Source organism: Pseudomonas sp. zfem003, assembly GCF_032621675.1.
GTDB lineage: Bacteria > Pseudomonadota > Gammaproteobacteria > Pseudomonadales > Pseudomonadaceae > Metapseudomonas > Metapseudomonas otitidis.
This window is the reverse complement of sequence record NZ_JAVYJG010000013.1, coordinates 39,757-64,121: the sequence shown is the minus strand read 5'-3', so window position 1 is coordinate 64,121 and position 24,365 is coordinate 39,757. Positions and strand designations below refer to the sequence as shown.

At 67.6% G+C, this 24,365-nt stretch carries 20 protein-coding genes and 1 pseudogene; 17 read left to right on the top strand and 4 right to left on the bottom strand.

Translation table 11 applies throughout. The features are described 5' to 3' along the window. Positions 1 to 212: 212 nt before the first annotated feature. Both smc and RTK35_RS27500 read right to left on the bottom strand, forming a co-directional pair. Positions 213 to 3,701, bottom strand: coding sequence for a chromosome segregation protein SMC (smc, locus tag RTK35_RS27505; protein WP_074967625.1), 3,489 nt, complete (start codon positions 3,699 to 3,701; stop codon positions 213 to 215). A 24-nt stretch (positions 3,702 to 3,725) separates the two neighbouring features. Further along, positions 3,726 to 4,385, bottom strand: a complete 660-nt coding sequence (locus RTK35_RS27500; protein ID WP_160481122.1) for a GntR family transcriptional regulator — start codon at positions 4,383 to 4,385, stop codon at positions 3,726 to 3,728. Between the two features lie 260 nt (positions 4,386 to 4,645). Between RTK35_RS27500 and RTK35_RS27495 the strand changes: the two genes are divergently transcribed. The 6 genes from RTK35_RS27495 (at position 4,646) to guaD (ending at position 12,253) form a co-directional block, all read left to right on the top strand. After that, on the top strand, positions 4,646 to 5,782 hold the full coding sequence (locus RTK35_RS27495; RefSeq protein ID WP_044412809.1) for an alkane 1-monooxygenase: 1,137 nt from the start codon (positions 4,646 to 4,648) through the stop codon (positions 5,780 to 5,782). A gap of 223 nt (positions 5,783 to 6,005) precedes the next feature. Beyond that, on the top strand, positions 6,006 to 7,460 hold the full coding sequence (gene xdhA / locus RTK35_RS27490; protein WP_316909459.1) for a xanthine dehydrogenase small subunit: 1,455 nt from the start codon (positions 6,006 to 6,008) through the stop codon (positions 7,458 to 7,460). After that, a complete protein-coding gene (gene xdhB, locus RTK35_RS27485; RefSeq protein WP_316909458.1) occupies positions 7,453 to 9,846 on the top strand; it encodes a xanthine dehydrogenase molybdopterin binding subunit in 2,394 nt (797 codons plus the stop codon). Before xdhA ends, xdhB begins: the two co-directional genes overlap by 8 nt. Before the next feature lie 20 nt (positions 9,847 to 9,866). Beyond that, positions 9,867 to 10,004, top strand: coding sequence for a hypothetical protein (locus tag RTK35_RS27480; RefSeq protein WP_160158591.1), 138 nt, complete (start codon positions 9,867 to 9,869; stop codon positions 10,002 to 10,004). After that, complete coding sequence (gene xdhC / locus RTK35_RS27475) at positions 10,001 to 10,849, top strand: xanthine dehydrogenase accessory protein XdhC (RefSeq protein ID WP_069562554.1); 849 nt, start codon at positions 10,001 to 10,003, stop codon at positions 10,847 to 10,849. Before RTK35_RS27480 ends, xdhC begins: the two co-directional genes overlap by 4 nt. A 102-nt stretch (positions 10,850 to 10,951) precedes the next feature. Continuing rightward, on the top strand, positions 10,952 to 12,253 hold the full coding sequence (gene guaD, locus RTK35_RS27470; protein ID WP_316909457.1) for a guanine deaminase: 1,302 nt from the start codon (positions 10,952 to 10,954) through the stop codon (positions 12,251 to 12,253). A gap of 67 nt (positions 12,254 to 12,320) precedes the next feature. Here the strand turns inward: guaD and RTK35_RS27465 are convergent, their stop codons facing one another. Continuing rightward, a complete protein-coding gene (locus tag RTK35_RS27465; protein ID WP_044409057.1) occupies positions 12,321 to 13,997 on the bottom strand; it encodes a DEAD/DEAH box helicase in 1,677 nt (558 codons plus the stop codon). A 352-nt stretch (positions 13,998 to 14,349) separates the two neighbouring features. Between RTK35_RS27465 and RTK35_RS27460 the strand changes: the two genes are divergently transcribed. The 4 genes from RTK35_RS27460 to RTK35_RS27445 all read left to right on the top strand — a co-directional run bounded on the left by RTK35_RS27460 (position 14,350) and on the right by RTK35_RS27445 (position 17,469). Continuing rightward, positions 14,350 to 15,141, top strand: coding sequence for a crotonase/enoyl-CoA hydratase family protein (locus RTK35_RS27460; protein WP_044409054.1), 792 nt, complete (start codon positions 14,350 to 14,352; stop codon positions 15,139 to 15,141). Then, entirely contained in the window at positions 15,122 to 15,847 is a 726-nt protein-coding gene (locus tag RTK35_RS27455; protein ID WP_316909456.1) for an alpha/beta fold hydrolase, read from the top strand. The genes RTK35_RS27460 and RTK35_RS27455 overlap by 20 nt, the downstream gene beginning before the upstream one ends. An 85-nt stretch (positions 15,848 to 15,932) precedes the next feature. Next, a complete protein-coding gene (locus RTK35_RS27450; protein WP_253543699.1) occupies positions 15,933 to 16,667 on the top strand; it encodes a substrate-binding periplasmic protein in 735 nt (244 codons plus the stop codon). A 133-nt stretch (positions 16,668 to 16,800) separates the two neighbouring features. Continuing rightward, entirely contained in the window at positions 16,801 to 17,469 is a 669-nt protein-coding gene (locus RTK35_RS27445) for a hypothetical protein (RefSeq protein ID WP_316909455.1), read from the top strand. An 11-nt stretch (positions 17,470 to 17,480) separates the two neighbouring features. On the opposite strand, the gene RTK35_RS27440 is transcribed toward RTK35_RS27445, so the two are convergent. Further along, positions 17,481 to 18,695, bottom strand: a complete 1,215-nt coding sequence (locus RTK35_RS27440; protein ID WP_177329735.1) for a PilT/PilU family type 4a pilus ATPase — start codon at positions 18,693 to 18,695, stop codon at positions 17,481 to 17,483. A 143-nt stretch (positions 18,696 to 18,838) separates the two neighbouring features. On the opposite strand from RTK35_RS27440, the gene RTK35_RS27435 reads away from it, so the two are divergent. The 7 genes and pseudogenes from RTK35_RS27435 (at position 18,839) to RTK35_RS27410 (ending at position 24,361) form a co-directional block, all read left to right on the top strand. Continuing rightward, positions 18,839 to 19,117: a peptidylprolyl isomerase gene (locus tag RTK35_RS27435; RefSeq protein ID WP_044409048.1), complete on the top strand. Its 279-nt coding sequence runs from the start codon at positions 18,839 to 18,841 to the stop codon at positions 19,115 to 19,117. Between the two features lie 118 nt (positions 19,118 to 19,235). Next, a pseudogene (locus RTK35_RS30720) lies at positions 19,236 to 19,979 on the top strand (PAS domain-containing protein); the annotation flags it as partial. Between the two features lie 15 nt (positions 19,980 to 19,994). Further along, positions 19,995 to 20,540: a methyl-accepting chemotaxis protein gene (locus tag RTK35_RS30715; protein WP_232060843.1), complete on the top strand. Its 546-nt coding sequence runs from the start codon at positions 19,995 to 19,997 to the stop codon at positions 20,538 to 20,540. 141 nt (positions 20,541 to 20,681) lie between these two features. Continuing rightward, positions 20,682 to 22,175: a glycosyltransferase family 39 protein gene (locus RTK35_RS27425; protein WP_316909454.1), complete on the top strand. Its 1,494-nt coding sequence runs from the start codon at positions 20,682 to 20,684 to the stop codon at positions 22,173 to 22,175. After that, a complete protein-coding gene (locus tag RTK35_RS27420; RefSeq protein WP_316909453.1) occupies positions 22,168 to 23,169 on the top strand; it encodes a glycosyltransferase family 2 protein in 1,002 nt (333 codons plus the stop codon). Before RTK35_RS27425 ends, RTK35_RS27420 begins: the two co-directional genes overlap by 8 nt. Continuing rightward, positions 23,166 to 23,555, top strand: coding sequence for a GtrA family protein (locus tag RTK35_RS27415; RefSeq protein WP_044409036.1), 390 nt, complete (start codon positions 23,166 to 23,168; stop codon positions 23,553 to 23,555). The genes RTK35_RS27420 and RTK35_RS27415 overlap by 4 nt, the downstream gene beginning before the upstream one ends. Continuing rightward, positions 23,552 to 24,361, top strand: a complete 810-nt coding sequence (locus tag RTK35_RS27410) for a ChbG/HpnK family deacetylase (protein WP_316909452.1) — start codon at positions 23,552 to 23,554, stop codon at positions 24,359 to 24,361. Before RTK35_RS27415 ends, RTK35_RS27410 begins: the two co-directional genes overlap by 4 nt. Positions 24,362 to 24,365: the final 4 nt, after the last annotated feature.

The following is a 24,365-nucleotide window of genomic DNA, read 5'->3' as shown; positions in this document are numbered from 1 at the left end:
TAATCCTGTGTCCCCTGGTCAAAAAATATTCTGATAGTGATGAAGAAAGGACATCCGGTCCTCTGAAAACGTGGCGCCCAACTCCATGTTCCCAATGGCGTTTTCCACGTGTCAAAAAAATTGGGCATTAAGCTAGCACGGCCAGCCCAGCAGAGAAACCTCTGATCACGAGGCCTGCAGGGCAACCCGGGCGGCATTGCCGGCCGGGCGTGTCAGGCCTCTACGAGGGAAAGCGCCTCCTCGACATCCACGGCGACCAACCGTGAGCATCCCGGCTCGTGCATGGTCACGCCCATCAACTGGTCGGCCATCTCCATGGCGATCTTGTTGTGGGTGATATAGATGAACTGGACCTTCTCCGACATTTCCTTGACCAATCGTGCATAACGGCCGACGTTCGCGTCGTCCAGCGGCGCATCCACCTCGTCGAGCATGCAGAACGGCGCGGGGTTGAGCTGGAAGATGGCGAACACCAGCGCCAGCGCGGTAAGGGCCTTCTCGCCACCGGACAGCAGGTGGATGGTGCTGTTCTTCTTGCCTGGCGGACGCGCCATGATGGCGACCCCGGTGTCCAGCAGGTCTTCGCCGGTCAGCTCCAGGTAGGCGTGCCCACCACCGAAGACCTTCGGGAACAGCGCCTGGAGGCCGGCGTTGATCTGGTCGAAGGTTTCCTTGAAGCGGTTGCGGGTCTCCTTGTCGATCTTGCGAATGACGTTCTCCAGCGTGTCCAGCGCCTCCACCAGGTCATCGTTCTGCGCGTCCAGGTAGCGTTTGCGCTCGGACTGCTGCTGGTATTCGTCGATGGCCGCCAGGTTGATCGGGCCCAGGCGCTGGATGCGCGCGGCCAGTCGCTCCAGCTCCTCGTCCCAGGCGGGCTCGCTGGCGCCCTCGGGCAGCGTGGCGAGCACGCCGTGCAGGTCGTAGCCGTCCTCCAGCAACTGGTCCTGCAGCGCCTTGCGGCGCACGGTCAGGGCCTGCCACTCCATGCGTTGCTGCTCCAGCTGGCCGCGCAGCAGTTGCGACTGCTGCTCGGCCTGGGTGCGGCGCTTCTCGGCGTCGCGCAGTTCGCGGTCGGCATCCTCGAGGGCGAGCCGGGCGAGCTTGAGTTCGTCTTCCACCGCCATGCGCCGTTCCAGCAGCTCTTCCAGCTTCATGCGCAGCTCTTCCAGCGGGGCGGCGCCCTCCTCCAGGTTGAGGCTGAGCTGCTCGCGACGCTCTTCGAGGCGTTCGAACTGCTGGCTGAGTCGCTCCAGGGCCTGGCGTGTCGAGTCGTGCTGGGCCCGCAGGGAGCCCAGCCGCACGGCCAACTGGTGGGCCTGATCCTTGTGCTGGCGTGCCTCCTGGCGGATGCGGTCGAGGCGTTCGCGCAGGTCATCGCGCTCGGCCAGCAGGCGTTCGCGCTGCTCGGTGTCGGTGGCCATGGCGTCCAGGGCGTCCTGCAGCACCAGGCGGGCTTCGCCCAGCTGCTCATGCTCCAAGGCGCGCTGCTCATCGAGTTCGGCCAGCTCCGCTTCCAGGCGCTGGCGACGCAGGTTGAGCTGCTCGACCCGCGCCTGCTGGGCGGACAGGCGGGCCTTAACCTCGGACAGGCGACGCGCCTCGTCCTGCACCTGGCGACGTTGCTGTTCACGGGTTTCTTCCTGCTGGCGCTGCTGGTCCCGCAGGGTTTGCAGGGCCTCGTCGAGGCGCTCCAGGGTGGCTTCGCGCTCGTCACGCTCGGCGTGCAGGCGCTCCAGCTCCTGGCCACGGGCCAGCAGGCCGCTTTCCGCTTCGCTGGCGCGACGGACACGGAGGAAGTTGCGCCCGACCCAGTAGCCATCGCGGCTGATCAGGCTTTCGTCGGCGGCCAGCGCGGCGCGGCCGGCCAGGGCCTCGTCCAGGCTCTCCACCGGGCGCACACGGCCGAGCCAAGGGGCCAGGTCGAGCCGTGACTCCACCTTGTCCAGCAGGCTACCGGCGATTCGTGCACCGCCTTGGCCGGCGGCCACCAGGCGCAGGTCGCCTTGGCTGAAGCCCGCCAGGTCGAGCCCCTGGAAATCATCCAGTTGCACGGCCTGCAGGTCCGCCCCGAGGACGGTCTCCACCGCCAGTTCCCAGCCCGCCTCCACCCGCAGGCCTTCGGCCAGGCGCGGGCGCTGGTCGAGCCCATGCTCACGCAGCCAGTCCGCCGTGCCGGCGCCGGGGTCGAGGGCGGCCTGCTGCAGGGCTTCCAGCGAGGCGATGCGGCCGTTGAGGCGCTGCAGCTCGCCCTGGGCCTGCTGCTGGGCCTGGCTGGCGCGCTGCAGCTCATCACGCAGCTGCTCCAGGCGCTCGACCAGGGCCTCTTCGGCGGCCTGCAGGGTTTCCAGTTCCAGCTCACCAGCGGCGGCCTGTTCATTCAATTCGAGGATGGCCGCGCTCTCGGGGTCGGCAGCCAGCTGGGTACGCTCATCCGCCAGGCGGCGCTCGCGCTCCAGCACGCGTTCGAGGCTCTGTTCCAACTGCTGGATGCGCGCCTGCTGCACTTCGGCCTGGCGGCGGGGCTCGGCGCTGCGCTGGTTGAAACCGTCCCAGCGCTCCTGCCAGCCCTGCATGCCGGCCTCGGCCTCTTCCAGCTGGGCACTGGCCTCTTCGGCGGCGGCGGCGCTGAGTTCCTGCTCGGGGATGAGCATGTCCATCTCTTCGCCGAGGGTCGCCAGCAGGGTGCGGTCATGCCCCAGGTGGGACTCGGTCTCCTGGCGGGCGCGCTCGGCGTCGCGCAGGTCGTCCTGCAGTTGCCGCTGGCGCTGCTGGCCGTGCTGGATGCTCTGCTCGACCCGGGCGATGTCCCCCCCCACGGAATAGAAGCGGCCCTGCACCAGGTTGAAGCGCTCGGACAGCTCGTGGTGGCCGTCACGCAGGCGCTCGATGGCGGCGTCGGCGTTGCGCTGCTCGGCCACCAGTGCCTCGAAGGCCACCTCCTGGCTGCCGATCACGCCTTCGCGCTGGCCCACCTGCTCGTTCAGCGCCTGCCACTTGAGGGCGGACAGCTGGGCCTTGAGCTGGCGCTCCTCGGCCTTGTACTCCTGGTACTTCTCCGCCGCCTGGGCCTGCCGGTGCAGGCGGTCGAGCTGGCGCTCCAGCTCTTCGCGCAGGTCGGTCAGGCGCGCCAGGTTCTCGTGGGTGCGGCGGATGCGGTTCTCGGTCTCACGGCGGCGCTCCTTGTACTTGGAGATGCCGGCGGCTTCCTCGATGAAGTTGCGCAGGTCCTCGGGCTTGGCCTCGATGAGCTTGGAGATCATCCCCTGCTCGATGATGGAGTAGCTGCGCGGCCCCAGGCCGGTGCCGAGGAAGATGTCGGTGATGTCCCGGCGACGGCACTTGGTGCCGTTGAGGAAGTAGGTGTTCTGGCCGTCACGGCTGACGCGGCGGCGAATGGAAATCTCGGCGAAGGCGGCGTACTCGCCCACCAGGGAGTTGTCCGAGTTGTCGAAGATCAGCTCGATGCTGGCCTGGGCCACCGGCTTGCGGGTGTTGGAGCCGTTGAAGATGACGTCCGTCATCGACTCGCCGCGCAGGTTCTTGGCCGAGCTCTCGCCCATCACCCAGCGCACGGCGTCGATGATGTTGGACTTGCCGCAGCCGTTGGGGCCCACCACCGCCGACATGTTGCTGGGGAAGTTGACCGTGGTGGGGTCGACGAAGGACTTGAACCCGGCCAGCTTGATGCACTTGAGCCGCATGGGCGCCTCTCCCGGTCAGTGGCGTCAGTGGCCGGCCAGGGCGGCGAGCACCAGCTGGCAGTTGTGCTGGCCGTAGCCCACCAGCACTTCGCGGATGCGCGCCGGATCGCGGCCGATCACTGCCTTGAGCAGCTCGGCGAAGGCGGCCATGAACTGCGCCATCTCGCCTTTGCGCTGCTCCAGCGCCAGGTGGTAGGTGCGGCTGATGGCCGGCAGCAGGTTCTCCACCGTCTCCTCCAGGTAGGGGTTGTCGGCGAAGGCATAGGCCGCACGCATGATGCTGAAGCTGGAATCGACGAAGCCGCTGATGTCGTGGTCCTGCAGGTTCTGTTCCAGGCGCTGCTGGATGGCCAGGAAAGGCGCGAGGTCCTCTTCGCTCTTCCAGCGCTGGGCAACGGCACAGCCCAGCAGGATGTACATCTCCATCATCAGTGCGTAGAGGCTCTGCACGTGGTGCGGGGTGAGCTCGGACACCTGGGCGCCACGGTGCGGGAGGATGGTGATCAGGTGGCGGCGCTGGAGGATCAGCAGCGCTTCGCGCACCGACCCGCGGCTGACGTTGAGGGCCTGGGTGACCTTCTGCTCCTGGATGCGTTCGCGGGCCTTCAGGTCCCCTCGGATGATGCGTTCGGCGAGGTGGTGGGCGATCTGTTCGGCGAGGCTGTCCGGTGCCTTGAACGTCATGGTTTTCCTTCGGTCTTGGCTGTGGGGGGTCGATCAGGCGCCCTCGGGGTCCGGCGCAGCGGGCTGGTCGGAAGGGATCATGCACGAGGGATCTGCGCAGGACGCGGCAGGGGGCGAAGTGTAACACAGGGTGTTACCCGTCGAAGGTGACAGACGGCGGGCATTCAGACCTAAAGGTCGGTCGCCCTGCACCGGGTTGGGGCGCAGGATTGTCTGACAATCCTGGAATAACCCACCCACCTGCACGGACGGAGCCCACCATGTTCGAACGCCTGCCCTCCAACTGGATGATCGCCCTGAAGAAGGTCGGCTACTGGATCTGGCTGATCCCCGTGGCCGGCATTCCCATGAGCTACTACTGGTCGCTGGGCAGCGACCATCCCAATGCCTGGCCCTGGCTGGTGATCACCATCGTCTTCGGGGTGATTCCGTTCCTCGACTTCATCGTCGGCCGCGACCCGGCCAACCCCGACGAGTCGGACGACGTGCCGTTCATGGAGGGCCAGGGCTACTACCGCTTCCTCAGCCTGATGACCCTGCCGCTGCTGCTGCTGATGCTGGCCTGGAGCGGCTGGGTGTTCGTCCACCACCCGGACTGGAACTGGGTGGGCAAGCTCGGCTGGGTGCTCTCGGTGGGCACGGTGATGGGCGCCATCGGCATCACCGTCTCCCACGAACTGATCCACAAGGACCCGCTGCTGGAGCAGAGCGCCGGCGGCATCCTGCTGGCGGCGGTGTGCTACGCCGGCTTCAAGGTGGAGCACGTGCGCGGCCACCACGTGAACGTCTCCACCCCGGAGGATGCCTCCTCCGCCCGCTTCGGCCAGAGCCTCTACCAGTTCCTGCCCCACGCCTATAAGCACAACTTCCTCAACGCCTGGAACCTGGAGGCCCAGCGCCTCAAGCGCAAGGGGCTGCCGGCGCTGCACTGGCGCAACGAGCTGGTGTGGTGGTACGCCCTGAGCGCCGCGATGCTGGTGGGTTTCACCCTCGCCCTGGGCTGGCTGGGCGGGGTGTTCTTCCTGGTGCAGGCAGCGATGGCCTTCACCCTGCTGGAGATCGTCAACTACGTGGAGCACTACGGCCTGCACCGTCGCAAACTGGACAACGGCCGCTATGAACGCACCAGTCCGGCGCATTCCTGGAACAGCAACTTCCTGCTCACCAACCTGTTCCTCTTCCACCTGCAGCGCCATTCGGACCACCACGCCTACGCCAAGCGCCGCTACCAGGTGCTGCGCCATTTCGACGACAGCCCGCAGCTGCCCAACGGCTATGCCGGGATGATCGTCCTGGCGCTGTTCCCACCGCTGTGGCGCGCCGTGATGGACAAGCGGGTGCGCGCCTACTACGCCGGTGAAGAACACCAGCTGACCGACCAGCAACAGGTCGCCTGACTCTGCCCTTACCCCCTCGCCACACCCAAGCGCCCCGCCCCAGAGCGGGGCGTTTGCATTCCGGTCTACCCTTGTTCCAGCGCCACGGCACGGCACTTGCAGCGCAGCCCGTATGATTTTCTGACTTTCAGGTCAGAAAAATATTGACCGAAAAGTCAACGGACTCTAAATTCGCGGCCATACGAGCCCTCGTAAACAACAATAAAGTGCCTGGAGGTCTTCCTTGATCCAGTTTCTACTCAACCGGGAGCTGCGCACCGAACATGCGCTCGACCCCAACGTCACGGTGCTGAACTACTTGCGTGAGCACCTGGGCAAGACAGGAACCAAGGAGGGCTGCGCCTCCGGTGATTGCGGCGCCTGCACCGTGGTGGTGGGCGAGGTGGTCGACGACCGCATCCGCTACCGCACCCTCAATGCCTGCCTGACGTTCGTCTCCTCGCTGCATGGCAAGCAGCTCATCACCGTCGAAGACCTCAAGCACAAGGGCCAGCTGCACAGCGTCCAGCAGGCCATAGTGGACTGCCATGGTTCCCAGTGCGGCTTCTGCACACCCGGCTTCGTCATGTCGCTGTTCGCCCTGCAGAAGAGCCGGGCCGCCTCCGGCAGCACCGGCTACGACAAGGCCCAGACCCTGGAAGCCCTGGCCGGCAACCTGTGCCGCTGCACCGGCTACCGCCCGATCCTCGATGCCGCCGAGCAGGCCTGCTGCCAGGCGCAGCCCGACCAGTTCGACGCCGCCGAAGCCGAGACCCTCGCCCAGCTCAAGGCGATTGCCCCGCGCGACACCGCCGAGCTGAACAGCGGCGACAAGCGCTGCCTGGTGCCGCTGACCATCGGAGACCTGGCCGAACTCTACGTCTCCAACCCGCAGGCCCGCCTGCTGGCCGGCGGCACCGACCTGGCCCTGGAAGTCACCCAGTTCCACCGCGAGCTGCCGGTGATGATCTACGTCGGCCACATCGACGCCATGAAGCGCATCGAGACGGATGCCGACTTCATCGAGATCGGCGCCGCCACCCCGCTGTCCGACTGCTACGAGACCCTGTCCCGCGAGTACCCGGATTTCGGCGAACTGCTGCACCGCTTCGCCTCCCTGCAGATCCGCAACCAGGGCACCCTCGGTGGCAACATCGGCAACGCCTCGCCCATCGGCGACGCGCCGCCGCTGCTGATCGCCCTCGGCGCCGAGATCGTCCTGCGCAAGGGCAACCAGACCCGCACCCTGCCGCTGGACGAATACTTCCTGGACTACAAGGTCACCGCCCGCCAGGAGTCCGAGTTCATCGAGAAGGTGCGCGTGCCCCGCGCCCGCAAGAACCAGGTGTTCCGCGCCTACAAGGTCTCCAAGCGCCTGGACGACGACATCTCTGCCGTCTGCGCCGCCTTCAACCTGGTGATCGAGGACGGCGTGGTACGCCGCGCCCGCGTCGCCTTCGGCGGCATGGCCGGCATCCCCAAGCGCGCCAGCGCCTGCGAACAGGCCCTGGTCGGCTCCGCCTGGTACCCGGGCACCGTCGAGCGCGCCTGTGAAGCCCTGGCCCAGGACTTCAGCCCCCTCACCGACTTCCGCGCCAGCAAGGAATACCGTCTGCTGGCGGCCCAGAACCTGCTGCGCAAGTGCTTCCTCGAACAGCAATCCCCAGCCGTCGAAACCCGGGTGACCGCCTATGTCTAAGCACCATTTCAAGACCCAGGAAGAACTGGCGGCGCTGTTCCGTGCCGACATCACCACCGGCGTCGGCAAGAGCGTCAAGCACGAGAGCGCGCCCAAGCACGTCACCGGCGAAGCGATGTACGTCGACGACCGCCTGGAGTTCCCCAACCAGCTGCACGTCTATGCCCGCATGAGCGACCGCGCCCACGCGCGCATCGTCCGCATCGACACCCGCCCCTGCTACGCAATCCCCGGCGTGGCCATCGCCATCACCGCCGAGGACGTGCCCGGGCAACTGGACATCGGCCCGGTGGTGGCCGGTGACCCGCTGCTGGCGGACGGCAAGGTGGAATACGTCGGCCAGGTGGTGCTCGCCGTGGCTGCCGACAGCCTGGAAACCGCGCGCAAGGCCGCCATGGCCGCCCTCATCGAGTACGAAGACCTGGAGCCCGTGCTCGACGTGGTCGATGCCTACCGGAAGAAGCACTACGTGCTCGACCCGCACCAGCACAAGCGCGGCGACTCCGCCACCGCCCTGGCCGCTTCGAAACACCGCCTGCAGGGTCACCTGCACATCGGCGGGCAGGAGCACTTCTACCTGGAGACCCAGATCTCCTCGGTGATGCCCAGCGAAGACGGCGGCATGATCGTCTACACCTCCACCCAGAACCCCACCGAAGTGCAGAAGCTGGTGGCCGAAGTGCTGGGCGTGCCGATGAACAAGATCGTCATCGACATGCGCCGCATGGGCGGCGGCTTCGGCGGCAAGGAAACCCAGGCCGCCGGCCCGGCCTGCCTCTGCGCGGTGATCGCCCACCTCACCGGCCGGCCCACCAAGATGCGCCTGCCGCGCATGGAGGACATGAGCATCACCGGCAAGCGCCACCCCTTCTACGTCGAGTACGACATCGGCTTCGACGACCAGGGCCTGCTCACCGGCATCGAACTGCAACTGGCGGGCAACTGCGGCTATTCGCCGGACCTCTCCGGCTCCATCGTCGACCGCGCGATGTTCCACTCGGACAACGCCTACTTCCTCGAACACGCCACCATCAACGGCCTGCGCTGCAAGACCAACACCGCCTCCAACACCGCCTACCGCGGCTTCGGCGGCCCCCAGGGGATGGTCGCCATCGAAGAGATCATGGACGTCATCGCCCACCACCTGGGCAAGGACCCGCTGGCGGTGCGCAAGCTCAACTACTACGGCAAGGACGAGCGCAACGTCACCCACTACTACCAGACCGTCGAGCACAACCTGCTCGCCGAAATGACCTCCGAGCTGGAAGCCAGCGCCGAGTACGCCCAGCGCCGCGACGCCATCCGCGCCTTCAACGCCCAGAGCCCGGTGCTGAAGAAAGGCCTGGCGATGACGCCAGTGAAGTTCGGCATCAGCTTCACCGCCACCTTCCTCAACCAGGCCGGCGCGCTGATCCACGTCTACACCGACGGCAGCATCCACCTGAACCACGGCGGCACCGAGATGGGCCAGGGCCTCAACACCAAGGTCGCCCAGGTGGTGGCCGAAGTGTTCCAGGTGGACATCTCGCGCATCCAGATCACCGCCACCAACACCGACAAGGTGCCCAACACCTCGCCGACGGCCGCCTCCAGCGGCACCGACCTGAACGGCAAGGCCGCGCAGAACGCCGCCGAGACCATCAAGGGTCGCCTGGTGGACTTCCTCGTCGGGCACTTCAAGGTCACCCCCGAGGACGTGGAGTTCAAGAACAGCCAGGTGCGCGTGCGCGACCAGTACCTCGCCTTCGAAGAGGTCATCCAGCTGGCCTACTTCAACCAGGTCTCGCTCTCCAGCACCGGCTTCTACCGCACGCCGAAGATCTACTACGACCGCGACAAGGCCGCCGGCCGCCCCTTCTACTACTTCGCCTACGGCATGGCCTGCTGCGAAGTGCTAGTGGACACCCTCACCGGCGAGTACAAGATGCTGCGCACCGACATCCTCCACGACGTCGGCGCCTCGCTGAACCCGGCCATCGACATCGGCCAGGTGGAAGGCGCCTTCGTCCAGGGCATGGGCTGGCTGACCACCGAAGAGCTGGTGTGGAACGCCAAGGGCAAGCTGATGACCAGCGGCCCGGCCAGCTACAAGATCCCGGCCATCGCCGACATGCCCATCGACCTGCGGGTGAAGCTGGTGGAGAACCGCAAGAACCCCGAGCAGACGGTGTTCCACTCCAAGGCCGTGGGCGAGCCGCCCTTCATGCTCGGCATCGCCGCCTGGTGCGCCATCAAGGACGCCGTGGCCAGCCTCGCCGACTACAAGGCCCACCCGCAGATCGACGCACCGGCCACCCCCGAGCGCGTGCTCTGGGGCGTCGAGCAGATGAAGGCGCTGCAACGCAAGGCCGAGGCCCCCAGCAACGCCCACGTGGAGCCTGCCTGAGGGCAGCCGGGAGGCGACCGATGAACCCACGTCCGACCCTGCACGACACCCCGGCCCGGCCGGCAGCCGCCACTGACACACCTCGCCCCGGCGAGCGTGACGACTGGCGCCTGTCCCGCTCGCGCCGCCCGCTGCGCAACTGGAGGCTGAGCCGATGAGCTGGATCAACGCCCTTGCCGAGCTGCAGCAGCGCGGCGAACCCAGCGTGCTGGTGACCATCATCGAAGAGCGGGGCTCCACGCCCCGCAACGCTGGCTCGAAGATGGTGGTCACCGCCGAGCGCATCTACGAAACCATCGGTGGCGGCCACCTGGAGTTCAAGGCCATGGCCATCGCCCGGGAAATGCTCGCGAGCGGCAGCCGCGACACCCGCCTGGAGCGCTTCAGCCTGGGCGCCAGCCTCGGCCAGTGCTGCGGCGGCGCCACCGTGCTGCTGTTCGAGCCGATGGACCAGCCCCAGGCGCAGATCGCCCTGTTCGGCGCCGGCCACGTCGGCCGTGCCCTGGCCCCACTGCTCGCCAGCCTGCCGTGCAAGGTGCGCTGGATCGACTCGCGGGAAAGCGAATTCCCCGAGCAGGTGCCCGCCGGGGTGGAGAAGGTGGTGAACGACGAGGTGGTCGACGAAGTCGACGCCCTGCCCTCCGGCAGCTACTTCATCGTCATGACCCACAACCACCAGTTGGACCTGGAGCTGACCGCCGCCATCCTCAAGCGCAACGACTTCGCCTACTTCGGCCTCATCGGCTCGCGCACCAAGCGGGTCAAGTTCGAGCACCGCCTGCGCGAGCGCGGCTTCGCCAGCGAAACCGTGCAACGCATGCGCTGTCCCATGGGGTTGGCCGAGGTCAAGGGCAAGCTGCCGGTGGAGATTGCCATCTCCATCGCCGGTGAGATCATCGCCACCTACAACGCCACCTTCGGACAGAAGGACAATGGCCAGGACGTGAAGAAGGGAGAAACGGTCGCCCGGCTGGTGCCCAGCTCCCGCCGCGAACAGGCCTGACCAGACCACACAACGGAAAGCGGGCGGCCACCCCGGCGCCCGCTTTTCCACGCCCGCGCGAAACGCGGGCCCTCAAGTACCGCATTGACCGACGAGACTGCCATGACCCGCTTGACCGCCTACCGCTCCGCCCTCCTCCACAGCATCGCCGACCCCGCCGAGGTGGGCGTCGAAGCCTCCTATGAATACTTCGAGGACGGCATCCTGCTGGTGGAGGATGGCCGCATCGCCCGCATCGGCCACGCCCGCGACCTGCTGCCCGAGCTCGACGGCGTGGAGATCCGCGAATACCCCAACGCGCTGATCACCCCCGGCTTCATCGACACCCACATCCACTACCCGCAGACCGGCATGATCGCCTCCTACGGCGAGCAGCTGCTGGACTGGCTGAACACCTACACCTTCCCCACCGAGCGCGCCTTCGCCGACCCGGCCCACGCCCGCGAAGTGGCCGACCTGTTCCTCGGCGAGCTGCTGCGCAACGGCACCACCACCGCCCTGGTGTTCGGCACCGTGCACGCCACCTCCGTTGATGCGTTCTTCGAAGCCGCCCAGGCGCTGGACCTGCGCATGATCGCCGGCAAGGTGCTGATGGACCGCAACGCCCCGGACTACCTCACCGACACCGCCGAATCCGGCTATGCCGACAGCAAGGCGCTGATCGAGCGCTGGCACGGCAAGGGCCGCCTGCACTACGCGGTGACCCCGCGCTTCGCCCCCACCAGCACCCCCGAGCAACTGGAGCTGGCCGGCAAGCTCTACGGCGAATACCCCGGCCTGTACATGCACACCCACCTCTCCGAGAACAAGGCGGAGATCGAATGGGTCAAGTCGCTGTTCCCCGAGCGCAAGGGCTACCTGGACGTCTACGACCACTACCGGCTGATCGGCGAACGCTCGGTGTTCGCCCACGGCGTGCACCTGTGCGACGAGGAGTGCCAGCGCCTGGCCGAAACCGGCTCTGCCGTGGCCTTCTGCCCCACCTCCAACCTGTTCCTCGGCAGCGGCCTGTTCGACCTGCAGAAGCTGGAGCAGCATGGCGTGCGCGTGGGCCTGGGCACGGACGTCGGCGCCGGCACCAGCTTCTCCCAGCTGCAGTCGCTGAACGAGGCCTACAAGGTCATGCAGCTGCAGGGCAAGAAGCTCGACCCGTTCAAGTCCCTCTACCTCGCCACCCTGGGCGGCGCCCGCGCGCTGTACCTGGACGACCGCATCGGCAACTTCCAGACCGGCAAGGACGCCGACTTCGTCGTCCTCGACTACCAGGCCACCCCGCTCATGGCCTACCGCATGCAGCAGGCCCGCAGCCTGGCGGAGAAGCTGTTCGCACTGACCATCCTCGGCGACGACCGCACCGTGAAGGAAACCTTCGCCGCGGGCCGCTCGGTGCACCAGCGCGCCTGAGGTTTTCGCACACGCAGAAACGCAACGGGGGGCCAAATGGCCCCCCGTTGCGTTGCAGCAGTGCGGATCAGTCTTCGCGGTAGCGACGCAGCTTCAGCGACTTGCCCGCCACGCGGGTGTCCTTCAGCTTGCCCAGCAGGCGATCCAGGCCCTCTTCGGGCAGCTCGATCAGGCTGAAGGTCTCGCGGATCTGGATACGACCGATGGCTTCGCGCGCCAGGCCACCCTCGTTGAGGATGGCGCCCAGCAGGTTCTTCGCGGCGATGCCGTCGCGCGTCCCCAGGGCGGTGCGGCAACGCACGCGGCCTTCGCCGACCGGCAGCGGCGCACGACGCTCGCGGTATTCACCGCGCTCGCCACGCTCACCGTCACGCTCACGGCGCTCGCGGGGCTGGGGAGCACCCGGCACCAGCGGCTGCTCGCGCTCCACGTCCGCCAGGTTCAGCGACTGGCCGTTGGTGGCCTTGCGCAGCAGCGCAGCGGCCAGGGCACGCGGGCTACAGCCGATGTCGGCGATCAGGCGGTCGAGCAGTTCGCCATGGCTGGCCTCGGCGTCGGCCACCAGGGGGGCCAGGCTGTTGGTCAACTTCCGGATCCGTGCATCCAGTACCTGGGGCGCGGTGGGCAGGCGGACTTCGGCGACCTTCTGGTTGGTCACGCGCTCGATCACCTGCAGCATGCGGCGCTCGCGCGGGGTAACCAGCAGCAGGGCACGGCCTTCACGACCGGCACGGCCGGTACGGCCGATACGGTGCACGTAGGACTCGGGGTCGTACGGCATGTCCACGTTCACCACGTGGGTGATGCGCGGTACGTCGATGCCGCGGGCGGCGACGTCGGTGGCGACGACGATGTCCAGGCGACCGTCCTTGAGGGACTCGATCACGCGCTCACGCTGGTTCTGGGCGATGTCGCCGTTCAGCGCAGCGGCCTTGTAGCCCTTGGCTTCCAGGGCGGAGGCCAGGTCCAGGGTGGCCTGCTTGGTGCGCACGAAGGCGATCAGCGCGTCGAACTCCTCGACTTCCAGCAGGCGCAGCACGGCACCGACCTTCTGGTCGGCGTGGACCATCAGGTGGGCCTGCTCGATGCGGGCCACGGTCTGGGTCTTGGCAGCGATCTTGACGTGCTGCGGCTCTTTCAGGTGACGCTCGGCGATCGAACGGATCGACGGCGGCAGGGTGGCGGAGAACAGCACGCTCTGACGGCTTTCCGGCAGGGCCTCGAAGATCACTTCGAGGTCTTCCATGAAGCCGAGCTTGAGCATCTCGTCCGCTTCGTCCAGCACCATCTGCTGCACGGTGGCGAGCATCTTCTCGTCACGGCGCAGGTGGTCGCATAGGCGGCCGGGGGTGGCCACGATCACCTGGGCGCCCTGGCGCAGGGCCTTGAGCTGCGGACCCATGGGCGCGCCGCCGTAGACGGCCACGACGTTCAGGCCGGGCATCTGCTTGGCGTAGGTTTCGAAAGCGGTGGCGACTTGCAGTGCGAGCTCGCGGGTCGGTGCCAGGATCAGCGCCTGCGGCTCACGTTTGGCCGGATCGATACGGGAGAGGATCGGCAGCGCGAAGGCTGCAGTCTTGCCGGTACCGGTCTGGGCCTGGCCGATCATGTCGTGCCCGGCGAGGATCACCGGAATCGACTGGGCCTGGATGGGGGAAGGCTCTTCGTAGCCCACTGCAGCGATGGCAGCGAGAACATTGGGGTGAAGGCCGAGCGCGGCGAATCCGCCGATATCCTGGGTCATGGGTATGCCTCATGTGCATCCGCAAAGACCCAAACCCAAAGCTGCATATGCCGAAAGACCTTGTGGGTCACCCTGGCAGCCTGGGAGAGAATTTGCGAGTTGCTTATTGGTTGGAGTGTTACGTCTAGGGTAGTCCGCGATGCGGACGGTGCAGCTGAAGGCGAATGCCCCGAAAGATGCAGTTCCTGAACGGGGCCCGGTTTAGGGCCGGCGCGCATCATACAGTAAAAGCTGACAAGCGCGCAGCGTTTTTCTCACGCAAAGCGCCAGACGGCTCTGGTCGCATGGACAACGCCACACGCAGCGGCTATATCCTCCGAGCCCCCGCCCCTTCCCTCCGAGGACCGCCTCCATGTCCCACGCCCAAACCGGCCGCGTGACCCGCGAACAGCGCGGCCACATCCTGCTGCTCGGCCTCGACCGCCCCGCCAAGCGCAACGCATTCGACCAGGCGATGCTCGACGACCTGGTGCTGGCCCTGGGGGACTACGAGCGGGACGACGAGGCGCGCTGCGCGCTGGTGTTCGCCCACGGCGAGCACTTCACCGCCGGCCTCGACCTGGCCAACGTGGCCGAGACCTTCCGCAACGGCTGGCAACTGCCCGAGGGCGCCGTCGACCCCTGGGGCACCTTCGGCGGCCCGCGCCTGAGCAAGCCGCTGCTGGTGGCCGTGCAGGGCTACTGCTTCACCATCGGCATCGAACTGATGCTCGCTGCCGACATCAACCTCTGCGCCAGCAACACCCGCTTCGCCCAGATGGAAGTCCAGCGCGGCATCTTCCCCTTCGCCGGCGCCACCCTGCGCCTGCCCCAGGTGGCCGGCTGGGGCAACGCCATGCGCTGGCTGCTCACCGGCGACGAGTTCGACGCCCACGAAGCCCTGCGCCTGGGCCTGGTGCAGGAGGTGCTGGCCAGCGAAGAGCTGATGCCCCGTGCCCTCTGGCTGGCCGAGCGGATCGCCGCACAGGCGCCGCTGGGCATCCGCGCCACCCTCGCCTCCGCGCGGCAGGTGGTGAACGAGGGCGAACTCGCCGCCGCCCGTGCCCTGCCGGCAGTCGCCCAGCGGCTGCTGGCCTCGGAGGACGCCCAGGAAGGCCTGCAGGCCATGCTGGAGCGCCGCCCCGGTGCCTTCAAGGGACGCTGAGGCCATCGCACCGCTGCTGATCCTGCTGCCGGGCCTGGACGGCAGCGGCCTGCTGTTCGAACCGTTGCGCAAAGCCCTTGCCGGGCGCCTGGACTGCCAGGTGCTCGGCTACCCGACGGTGGCGCCCCAGGACTACGACAGCCTCGTCGAATGGGCAGAACAGCAACTGCCGAAAGACCGGCCCTTCATCCTGCTCGGTGAGTCCTTCTCCGGCCCCGTCGCGTTGAAGCTGGCCCTGCGCCGCCCACCCGGCCTGAGGGCTCTGGTGCTGGCCTGCAGCTTCGCTCATCGCCCTCGTCCGGGCATCGCCCTTCTTTTACCGCTGATCCGCCGGATGCCCCTCGACGCCGTGCCGGGTTGGCTGCTGCGCTTCGCCCTGCTGGGTGCCAACGCGCCCACATCGACCCTGGCGGCCCTGCGCCACAGCCTGTCCCTGGCACCGCCGGCCTGCCTTGCCTCGCGCCTGCACGCCGTCGCCACGGTGGACCTGCGTGCGCGCCTGGGCGAGCTGCAGGTTCCGCTGCTGTACTTGCAGGCCCGGCAGGACCGGTTGGTGCCGGCACGGGCCGCACGGGCAGTAGCCCAGCGCACCCGAGTCTTCGGCCTGGTCCGCCTGGACGGCCCCCATGCGCTGCTGCAAGCCCACCCCCTGGCCTCGGCGGAAGCCATCGTGGCGTTCTCCCGGCTGCACCTGGGTGTGAACTGATCGCTGGGAAGAGATGACCGCCGTCACCCTCCACCCTCCCGGAGCTTTTCTATACTCGCTGCACCACCTCGGACCGGACCGCCCTGTGCCCGCCAAAGCGCCCTGGATCATCGCCCTGCTCTGCCTCGCATTCGGCCTCCAGGCACAGCCACGCCAGGTGGAGCTGTACCTGCCCGATGCACCACCGCTGACCCTGGTCCAGGACGCCAAGGGCCACGGCATCGTCGGCGACGCCACGCTCCTCGCGCTCAAGCGCGCCGGCTACCGGGTGCGCATCCGCGTCGAGCCCTGGGCCCGGGCGCAGAAAACCGTCATGGACGGCCGCGACCTGCTGATCATTCCCCTCTCCCGTACCCCCGAGCGCGAAGCCCATTACACCTGGGTGGCCCCGGTCATGGCGCTGGACCGGGTGTTCTTCAGCCTCGACGAGCCGGTGAAGAGCTTCGAGGAAGCGCGCCAGCGCTACCGGCAGATCGGTGTGGGGCTGGGCACCGCCCAGAGCGACATCCTCCACCGCGAAGGCTTCGCAGACGAACAGATCCGCCACCTGGTGCTGGGCGACAAGCCCGCCCAGCTGTTGCTGATGGGGCGCATCGACGCCTGGTTCACCGGCGTGACCGAAGGGCTCTACATCTGGCCCCAGGTCACCGACCGCAAGCTGCACATGAGCCCGCCCCTGGCCACCACCGACCTCTACATCGCCTGCTCGCGCCAGTGCGACCCGCAGCTGACCGACGCCGTCGCCCACGCCATGCAGGCCCTGCGCGACGAAGGCCGGGTGCAGCGCATCCAGAAGCACTACCTGCCTGGGGTGCAGTGAACGAGGCAAAGCCCCATCCCATCGACAGTTCAGGTGGAGACCCCTATGATGCGCACGCCCTTCGGTGGCGACTCTGCCGCCGGGGCTGATGATCTGCCTCTTCCCTGTCCGTCGGCGATGGCCGGCCCGCAGCATGAACACTCAATGTGTCATCTCCCTGATCAAGCGCATCGAGCTTGATCACCTGCTCGATCTTGCACTCAACAGCGCCCCCGACCTTCACAACGAGCCGCCCCTGCCCCCTTGCGGCTGCATACGCCCAGAACACGAATACGCGTTCGGCCGGTTGTTCGATGCGGTCCGCTTCCAGCCTCATCGGTTGAATCAACTGCTGGCAGCAGAACGAAACCTGGTAACGGCGGGCAACGGGCTGGGTGAAAACGTCCTGCACTGGATGGCGGTTGAAAACCGCGTCCAGGAAATCGAATTGCTTCGAGGGCTGGGCTCGCCGATTCCCGCTCCAGCCCTGGTCGAAGCCGTGGAAATGGGCCACGCCGAAACGGTGATCCTGCTACTGGAGCTGGGCGTTGAAGTCGACCGGCAAGCCTGCCGTATCGCCCTGATGGAAAACGATCTGGCACCGAGCAAACGCAGCCTCATCGATCGCTACTTCCGTCAGTTCGGCCATCATCTGATCGACCAGCCTGATGTAGTACGTCCTCAGCGCATGCACAGGCGGCAGAAGCGGCGCGAACCTCACCCCTACCGCCGGCAACCGCTGGCCACTCAGCCCAATCGACGGCTGAGCCCGCGTCGCCCCGCAAACCAGTTGCTGCAACAACTCCGAGCGATGGGCGACTGACACCAACCCGATCAGAAATGCTTGCCCGGATCTTCCGGCGGCGTTTCCTCGGGCAGTTCCTCCAGCTTCAGCTCCAGCCCCCAACTGGCTGCGTCCTGGGTACGGGTCGCGGCTGGTGGCGGGGTGGGTGCGGCGGCGGGAGCGGGCGTCGGTGCGGGAGCCGGGCCGTCGCGGTAGAGCTTCAGCTTGAGGCGCAGGTTGTTGGCGGAGTCGGCGTTCTTGATCGCCTCGTCCTCGCTGATGGCGCCTTCTACCACCAGGTCGAACAGCGCCTGGTCGAAGGTCTGCATGCCCAGGGCCTTGGACTTCTCCATGATCTCCTTGATGGAGCTGAAGTCACCGCGCTTGATCAGGTCGCTGATGGTGGAAGTGCCCAGCAGCACCTCCACCGCCGCGCGACGCTTGCCATCGGAAGTGCGCACCAGGCGCTGGGAGACGAAGGCCTTAAGGTTGTTGCCCAGGTCGTTGAGCAGCTGCGGTCGGCGCTCCTCGGGGAAGAAGTTGATGATGCGGTCCAGCGCCTGGTTGGCGTTGTTCGCATGCAGGGTGGAAATGGCCAGGTGACCGGTGTCGGCGAAGGCCAGGGCGTGCTCCATGGTCTCTCGGTCGCGGATCTCGCCGATGAGGATCACGTCCGGCGCCTGGCGCAAGGTGTTCTTCAACGCCGCGTGGAAGCTGCGGGTGTCCACGCCCACCTCGCGCTGGTTGATGATGGATTTCTTGTGCCGGTGCACATACTCCACCGGGTCCTCGATGGTGATGATGTGCCCGCCGCTGTTGCGGTTGCGGTAGTCGATCAGTGCCGCCAGGGAGGTGGACTTGCCGGAGCCGGTGCCGCCGACGAAGAGCACCAGGCCGCGCTTCTCCATCACCACCTTGAGCAGCACCTCGGGCAGCTTGAGGTCCTCGAAGCGGGGGATGTCCAGCTTGATGTTGCGCGCGACGATGGAGACCTCGTTGCGCTGCTTGAAGATGTTGATGCGGAAGCGCCCCACGTTGGGCACCGAGATCGCCAGGTTCATCTCCAGCTCACGGTCGAATTCGACGCGCTGCTCCGGGTCCATGATCGACTCGGCGATACGCGCCACATCCCCCGGCTTGAGCGGGTCGGCGCTCAGCGGTTTGAGCACGCCATTGAACTTGGCGCAGGGCGGCGCGCCGGTGGACAGGTAGAGGTCCGAGCCATCCTGGGAGGCAAGGACCTTCAGCATCGAAGGGAGATCCATGGGGCGTGTATCCGTGGGGCAGGACAAGGTAACGGTAGGCGAATTTCGCCAGTGGGCACGGCGCGTGCCGTGAAGGCGACGAACTGTATGGCCCGGCCCGTGGCTGGCACAATGAACGGCTCCACAAACCAAGAGGAAATCCCATGGCCAAGGCCCTTGCCCGCCACATCCTGGTCAAGACCGAGGCGGAAGCCGAACAGATCAAGCAGCGCCTGGCCAAGGGCGAGGACTTCGCCGTGCTGGCGAAGAAGCACTCCATCTGCCCGTCCGGCAAGCGCGGCGGCGACCTGGGCGAAGTGCGCCCCGGACAGATGGTGCGGGTGATCGACCAGGTGATCTTCAAAAAGCCGGTGCGCACCATCCACGGCCCGGTGAAGAGCCAGTTCGGCTATCACCTGGTGCAGGTGTTCTTCAGGGACTGAAACAGTCCTACGCGCACCGTCGAGGCATTCCCCCTCCTCCATCGGCCAGCCCCTCCGGAAGCACCGATGGCCTTCCGCTACCGTGGGCGGCTTTCGAATCTGATAGAGGAAGCCGACCATGTGGTTTGCCAGGAAGAAGCCGGCCGCGCCGCCCGTATCGCTGGGAGAGCTCGAGCTGCGGGCCATCCGCAACGCCATGGCGATGATCGAGTTCAGCCCGGACGGCACCATCCTCGATGCCAACGCCGCGTTCCTCGGCGTCGTGGACTACCAGCTGGACAACGTACTGGGGCGCAACCACAGCCTGTTCTGCACCCCGGAACTGGTGCGCAGCCCGGCCTACGAGGAGTTCTGGCGCCGCCTGCGGGCCGGCGAGCACTTCAGCGACCGCTTCATGCGCCTGACCCGCAGCGGTCGCCAGGTGTGGCTGGAGGCCACCTACATGCCGGTGCTGGATGAAGCCGGCCAGACCATCCGCATCCTCAAGGTCGCCACCGACATCACCCGCCAACTGGAAGCCGAGCACGTCCACGAGAGCTACGTGAACGCCATCAACCACGCCATGGCGGCCATCGAATTCGACCTCGAAGGCAGGGTGGTGGGCGCCAACGCCAACTTCCTCGGCCTGATGGGCTACAGCCTCGACGAGGTGCAGGGCAAGCACCACAGCCTGTTCTGCTGCCCGGACGAAGCCAGCGGCAGCGACTACCAGCACTTCTGGGACCGCCTGCGCCACGGCGAGTACATCTCCGACCGCTTCCGCCGGCTCACCCGCTCCGGCAGCACCATCTGGCTACGCGCCACCTACAGCCCGCTGTACGACTCCACCGGCCGCCCCTACGGCGTGGTCAAGTTCGCCACCGACATCACCCCGCAGATGCTGCGGCGCGACACCGAGGCCGCCGCCGCGCAGCTGGCCCAGGACATCGCCCGGGAAACCGACATCACCGCCGACCGGGGCACCCGCACCGTCGCCGAGACGGTCCAGGTGGTCACCGAGATCGCCGACGACCTGGCCGCCGTGGCCGGGCAGATCGAAGGCCTCAACCAGCAGTCGGAGCAGATCACCAACATCGTCCAGGTGATCCGCTCCATCGCCGACCAGACCAACCTGCTGGCGCTCAACGCCGCCATCGAGGCCGCTCGCGCCGGCGACCAGGGGCGCGGCTTCGCGGTGGTGGCCGACGAGGTTCGCCAACTGGCCTTCCGCACCAGCCAGGCCACGGTGGAGATCAAGGCCGTGGTGCAGCAGAACCAGAGCCTGGCGCACGATGCAGTGACCGGCATGGCCACCACCCAGAGCCGCGCACAGCGTGGCGTGGAGCTGGCCAACCAGGCCGGCACGGTGATCAATGAAATCCGCTCCGAAGCCCAGCGCGTGGTCGACGCCGTGGCCCAGATCGCCCTCTCCTACACCGACTGATCCAGCCTGCGGTGCCCCCGGCCGACGCGTGTCACCGGGGGACTCCGATCATTCGTACAGCCGCCGTACAGCCAGCCTCACTTACGCTTTGCACCGAGCCTGGACGGCTCCAACAGCACCACAGGGAGCGTATCGACCCTCATGCAGACCTCACCGACCATGCGCTGGCAGCGACTCGCGATCCCCGTCCTTCTTCTCCTGTTGCTCCTGCGTCTCATCGCCGCCTGGGCACTCCCCCTCACCGACAAGACCGAAGCCCGCTATGGCGAGATCGCCCGCAAGATGTGGGAGACCGGCGACTGGGTCACCCTGTGGCACGACTACGGCGTGCCCTTCTGGGCCAAACCGCCGCTGTCCACCTGGCTCTCCGCCGGCAGCATGGACCTGCTCGGCGCCACGGAGCTGGCGGCACGACTGCCCTCGCTGCTGCTGGCCGTGGCCACCCTGCTGTTGGCGTGCAGCCTGATCCGCCAGCGCAGCGGCCGTGACGCCGCCCTCGCCTGCGCGCTGATCCTCGGCAGCGGGCTGCTGTTCCTCGGCACCGCCGGCACGGTGATGACCGACTCCGCCCTGCTGTTCTGCGTCACCTTCAGCCTGGTGGCCGTCTGGCGTGCCGTGGTCCTCGGCAGCCGGACCTGGGGCTACCTACTGTTCGTCGGGCTGGGGCTCGGCCTGCTGGCCAAGGGCCCGCTCGCCGGCGTGCTGGTGGGCATGCCGGTGTTCTTCTGGGTGCTACTGGGCAACCGCTGGCGTGCCCTCTGGCAGCGCCTGCCGTGGCTCACCGGTATCCCCCTGATGCTGGCCATCGCACTGCCCTGGTACCTGCTGGCGGAACACCGCACCCCGGGCTTCCTGAACTACTTCATCGTCGGCGAGCATCTCAGCCGCTTCCTCGATGCCGGCTGGAAGGGCGACAAGTACGGCTTCGCCCATGCCACCCCGCGCGGCATGATCTGGCCCTACACCTTCGCCGCCCTGCTGCCCTGGTCGCTGGTCATGCTGGCCTGGCTGGCGCGCCACGGTCGCCAGTTGCCCCGCCTGGTGCGCGACGAGGACGGCTGGGTGCTCTACCTGGCGCTCTGGACGCTGATGACGCCGCTGTTCTTCACCCTCTCCGGCAACATCATCTTTCCCTACTCCATGCCCATGCTGCCGGGCTGTGCCCTGCTGTTCGCCGAGCTCTGGCTGCGGGCCCGGCGCAACCCCGACAGTGGCAGCGCCCTGCCCCTGATCGCCGCCATCGGCGCCCTGCTGCTGGCCGGCGTGCTGGCCGTCAACCATTTCCAGGGGGACCGCTACCTGCGCACCCAGAAGGACGTGATCGCCGCCTGGCGTACCCAGCATCCGTCGCCGGCCAGCGCGCTGGTGTACTGGAGCGACAGCCGCGCCTTCTCCGCCGAGTTCTATTCCCACGGTCGCGCCCGCACCACCGCGGACCCGGAGCAGTTGCGCGCCTGGCTGAGCGGCCGCCCCGGCAGCTTCATCGTCTGCGAGGACAAGGACCTGCGCCAGCTGCCGGCGGACATCCGCGCCCGCTTCGAACCCGTGGCGCAGGTGCGCAACGTCGGCAACACCTTCCTGCTGCTGGGCGAAGCCGCCCCCATCCCGGACATCGAGGGCCATCGCCATGACTGATTACCAGGTGCCCCCCTACCTGCTGTCGCTGCGTGCCCAGGAGCGGCCGGCCGATCCGCTGGTCAGCTGCATCCTGCCGGCCTACAACGAGGCGGCCAACATCGTGCCGATGCTGCAGACCCTGCACACCCTGCTCGACGCCGCCGGCTACCGCCACGAACTGGTGGTGGTGGACGACGGCAGCCGCGACGACACCGTGCAGCAGGTACTCGGCCAGCTGGATGCGCTGCCCGTGACGCTGATCCAGCTGTCGCGCAACTTCGGCAAGGAGATCGCCCTGAGTGCCGGCATCGACCAGGCCCGGGGCGACGTGGCGGTGCTGATCGACTGCGACTTCCAGCACCCGCCGGAGCGCGTCCCGGACTTTCTCGAGCAATGGCGCCAGGGCTACGACATGGTCTACAGCGTGCGCGAACACCGCCGTGGCGAGCCCTGGATCAAGCGCCTGTGCACCCACGCCTTCTACCGCCTGACCAACAGCGGCTGCCGGCACAAGATGCCGCCGGACACCCAGGACTTCCGCGTGCTCGACCGCTGCGTACTGGAGGCCCTGCGCCAGATGCCCGAGCGCAACCGCTTCATGAAGGGCCTGTACCACTGGGTGGGGTTCACCCAGCGGCCGATGATCACCCGCGTGGACGAGCGCCGCGCCGGCCACAGCAGCTTCAACTACCGGCGCCTGCTGGACCTGGGCATCACCGGGCTCACCGCCTTCTCCAACCTGCCCCTGCGCATCTGGACCCTGGTGGGCTGCGCGGTCTCGCTGCTCGCCATCGGCTACGCCCTGATTGAGCTGGTCCGCACCCTGCTGTTCGGCAACCCGATCCAGGGCTGGCCGACCCTGGCCGTGGCGGTGTGCTTCCTCGGCGGGGTCCAGCTGCTGTCCATCGGCATCCTCGGCGAATACGTCGGGCGCATCTTCGACGAGGTCAAGCAGCGCCCCAACTACCTGATCAGCCGCATCAGCAGCCGCGACCGGGAGCCCCGCCCTTGAGCCGCGAGCTGTTCTGGTTCGGCGTGGTCGGCATCAGTGCCCTGCTGGTGCACTTCGCCAGCGTGGCCTGGGTGCTGGTGCCCCTGGGGCTGGCGCCGCTGCTGGCCAACGTGCTGGGCTTCCTGCTGGCCTTCCAGGTCAGCTACTGGGGGCACCGGGTGCAGACCTTCCGCGCCACCGGCGTGCCCCATCGCCAGGCCCTGCCACGCTTCTTCGCCGTCGCCTGCCTGAGCTTCGCGGTGAACGAAGGGCTCTACGCCCTGCTGCTGCAGCACACGGCCCTCGGCTACCGCCCGGCCCTGCTGCTGGTACTTGTCCTGGTGGCCGGGATGACCTTCGTGCTCGGCAAGCTCTGGGCCTTCCGCCTGCCGGGGAGTGCCGGATGAACAGCCACGCCCGCCCACCCCGCCGGCTGACCCTGTGCGCCGACGACTTCGCCCAGACCGATGCCACCAGCGGCGGCATCCTCGCGCTGCTGGGCGCCGGGCGCCTGTCGGCCACCAGCGTGATGAGCCAGTCGCCGCTGTGGCCCGAGCACGCCCGTGCACTCAAGGCCTTCGACGGCCAGGCGGACATCGGCCTGCACTTCAACCTGACCCATCCGTTCGAGCACGGAACCCGTCCACTGCCCTACTGGCTGCTGCTGAGCCAGCTCCGCGCCTTGTCCCGTGCACGGCTGCAAGACCTGGCGCTGGCGCAGATCGACCGCTTCGCCGAGCACTTCGGCCGCCTGCCGGACTTCATCGACGGGCACCAGCACGTGCACGCCTTCCCGGTGATCCGCGAGGCGCTGCTGGCGGCCATCGAACAGCGCTGGGAAACCATCGCACCGCCCTACCTGCGCGCGCCGGACCGGCTCGCCCACCCCGGCGACAGCGGGCTCAAGGCGCGGGTGCTGGCCAGCGCCTGCCGGGGTTTCCAGCAGCGGGCCAAGGCCCAGGGGCTGCGCACGCCGCCCTGGTTCGCCGGCCTCTATGCCCTGACAGCGGAGGCCGACTTCCCGGGGCTCATGCAGGCCTGGCTGGACGCCTGCCCCGACCGTGGCCTGCTGATGTGCCACCCCGGCCACGGCCCGCGCGCCGCTGATGACCCGATTGCAGACGCCCGGGAACGGGAATACGCCTTCCTCGCCAGCGACGCCTTCATGGAGGCCTGCGCTCAGCGGGACATCCTCCTCACGCGCTTCGGCTGATCCA

Excerpts from the sequence above, each read along its gene's own strand:
- RTK35_RS27410 (WP_316909452.1), top strand. The coding sequence starts at position 23,552 with ATGAACAGCCACGCCCGCCCACCCCGCCGGCTGACCCTGTGCGCCGAC.
- xdhB (WP_316909458.1), top strand. The coding sequence starts at position 7,453 with ATGTCTAAGCACCATTTCAAGACCCAGGAAGAACTGGCGGCGCTGTTC.
- RTK35_RS27500 (WP_160481122.1), bottom strand. The coding sequence starts at position 4,385 with ATGACGTTCAAGGCACCGGACAGCCTCGCCGAACAGATCGCCCACCAC.
- xdhC (WP_069562554.1), top strand. The coding sequence starts at position 10,001 with ATGAGCTGGATCAACGCCCTTGCCGAGCTGCAGCAGCGCGGCGAACCC.
- RTK35_RS27440 (WP_177329735.1), bottom strand. The coding sequence starts at position 18,695 with ATGGATCTCCCTTCGATGCTGAAGGTCCTTGCCTCCCAGGATGGCTCG.
- RTK35_RS30715 (WP_232060843.1), top strand. The coding sequence starts at position 19,995 with ATGCTGCGGCGCGACACCGAGGCCGCCGCCGCGCAGCTGGCCCAGGAC.
- guaD (WP_316909457.1), top strand. The coding sequence starts at position 10,952 with ATGACCCGCTTGACCGCCTACCGCTCCGCCCTCCTCCACAGCATCGCC.
- RTK35_RS27420 (WP_316909453.1), top strand. The coding sequence starts at position 22,168 with ATGACTGATTACCAGGTGCCCCCCTACCTGCTGTCGCTGCGTGCCCAG.
- RTK35_RS27460 (WP_044409054.1), top strand. The coding sequence starts at position 14,350 with ATGTCCCACGCCCAAACCGGCCGCGTGACCCGCGAACAGCGCGGCCAC.
- RTK35_RS27495 (WP_044412809.1), top strand. The coding sequence starts at position 4,646 with ATGTTCGAACGCCTGCCCTCCAACTGGATGATCGCCCTGAAGAAGGTC.
- RTK35_RS27445 (WP_316909455.1), top strand. The coding sequence starts at position 16,801 with ATGAACACTCAATGTGTCATCTCCCTGATCAAGCGCATCGAGCTTGAT.
- RTK35_RS27480 (WP_160158591.1), top strand. The coding sequence starts at position 9,867 with ATGAACCCACGTCCGACCCTGCACGACACCCCGGCCCGGCCGGCAGCC.
- RTK35_RS27425 (WP_316909454.1), top strand. The coding sequence starts at position 20,682 with ATGCAGACCTCACCGACCATGCGCTGGCAGCGACTCGCGATCCCCGTC.
- RTK35_RS27465 (WP_044409057.1), bottom strand. The coding sequence starts at position 13,997 with ATGACCCAGGATATCGGCGGATTCGCCGCGCTCGGCCTTCACCCCAAT.
- RTK35_RS27435 (WP_044409048.1), top strand. The coding sequence starts at position 18,839 with ATGGCCAAGGCCCTTGCCCGCCACATCCTGGTCAAGACCGAGGCGGAA.
- smc (WP_074967625.1), bottom strand. The coding sequence starts at position 3,701 with ATGCGGCTCAAGTGCATCAAGCTGGCCGGGTTCAAGTCCTTCGTCGAC.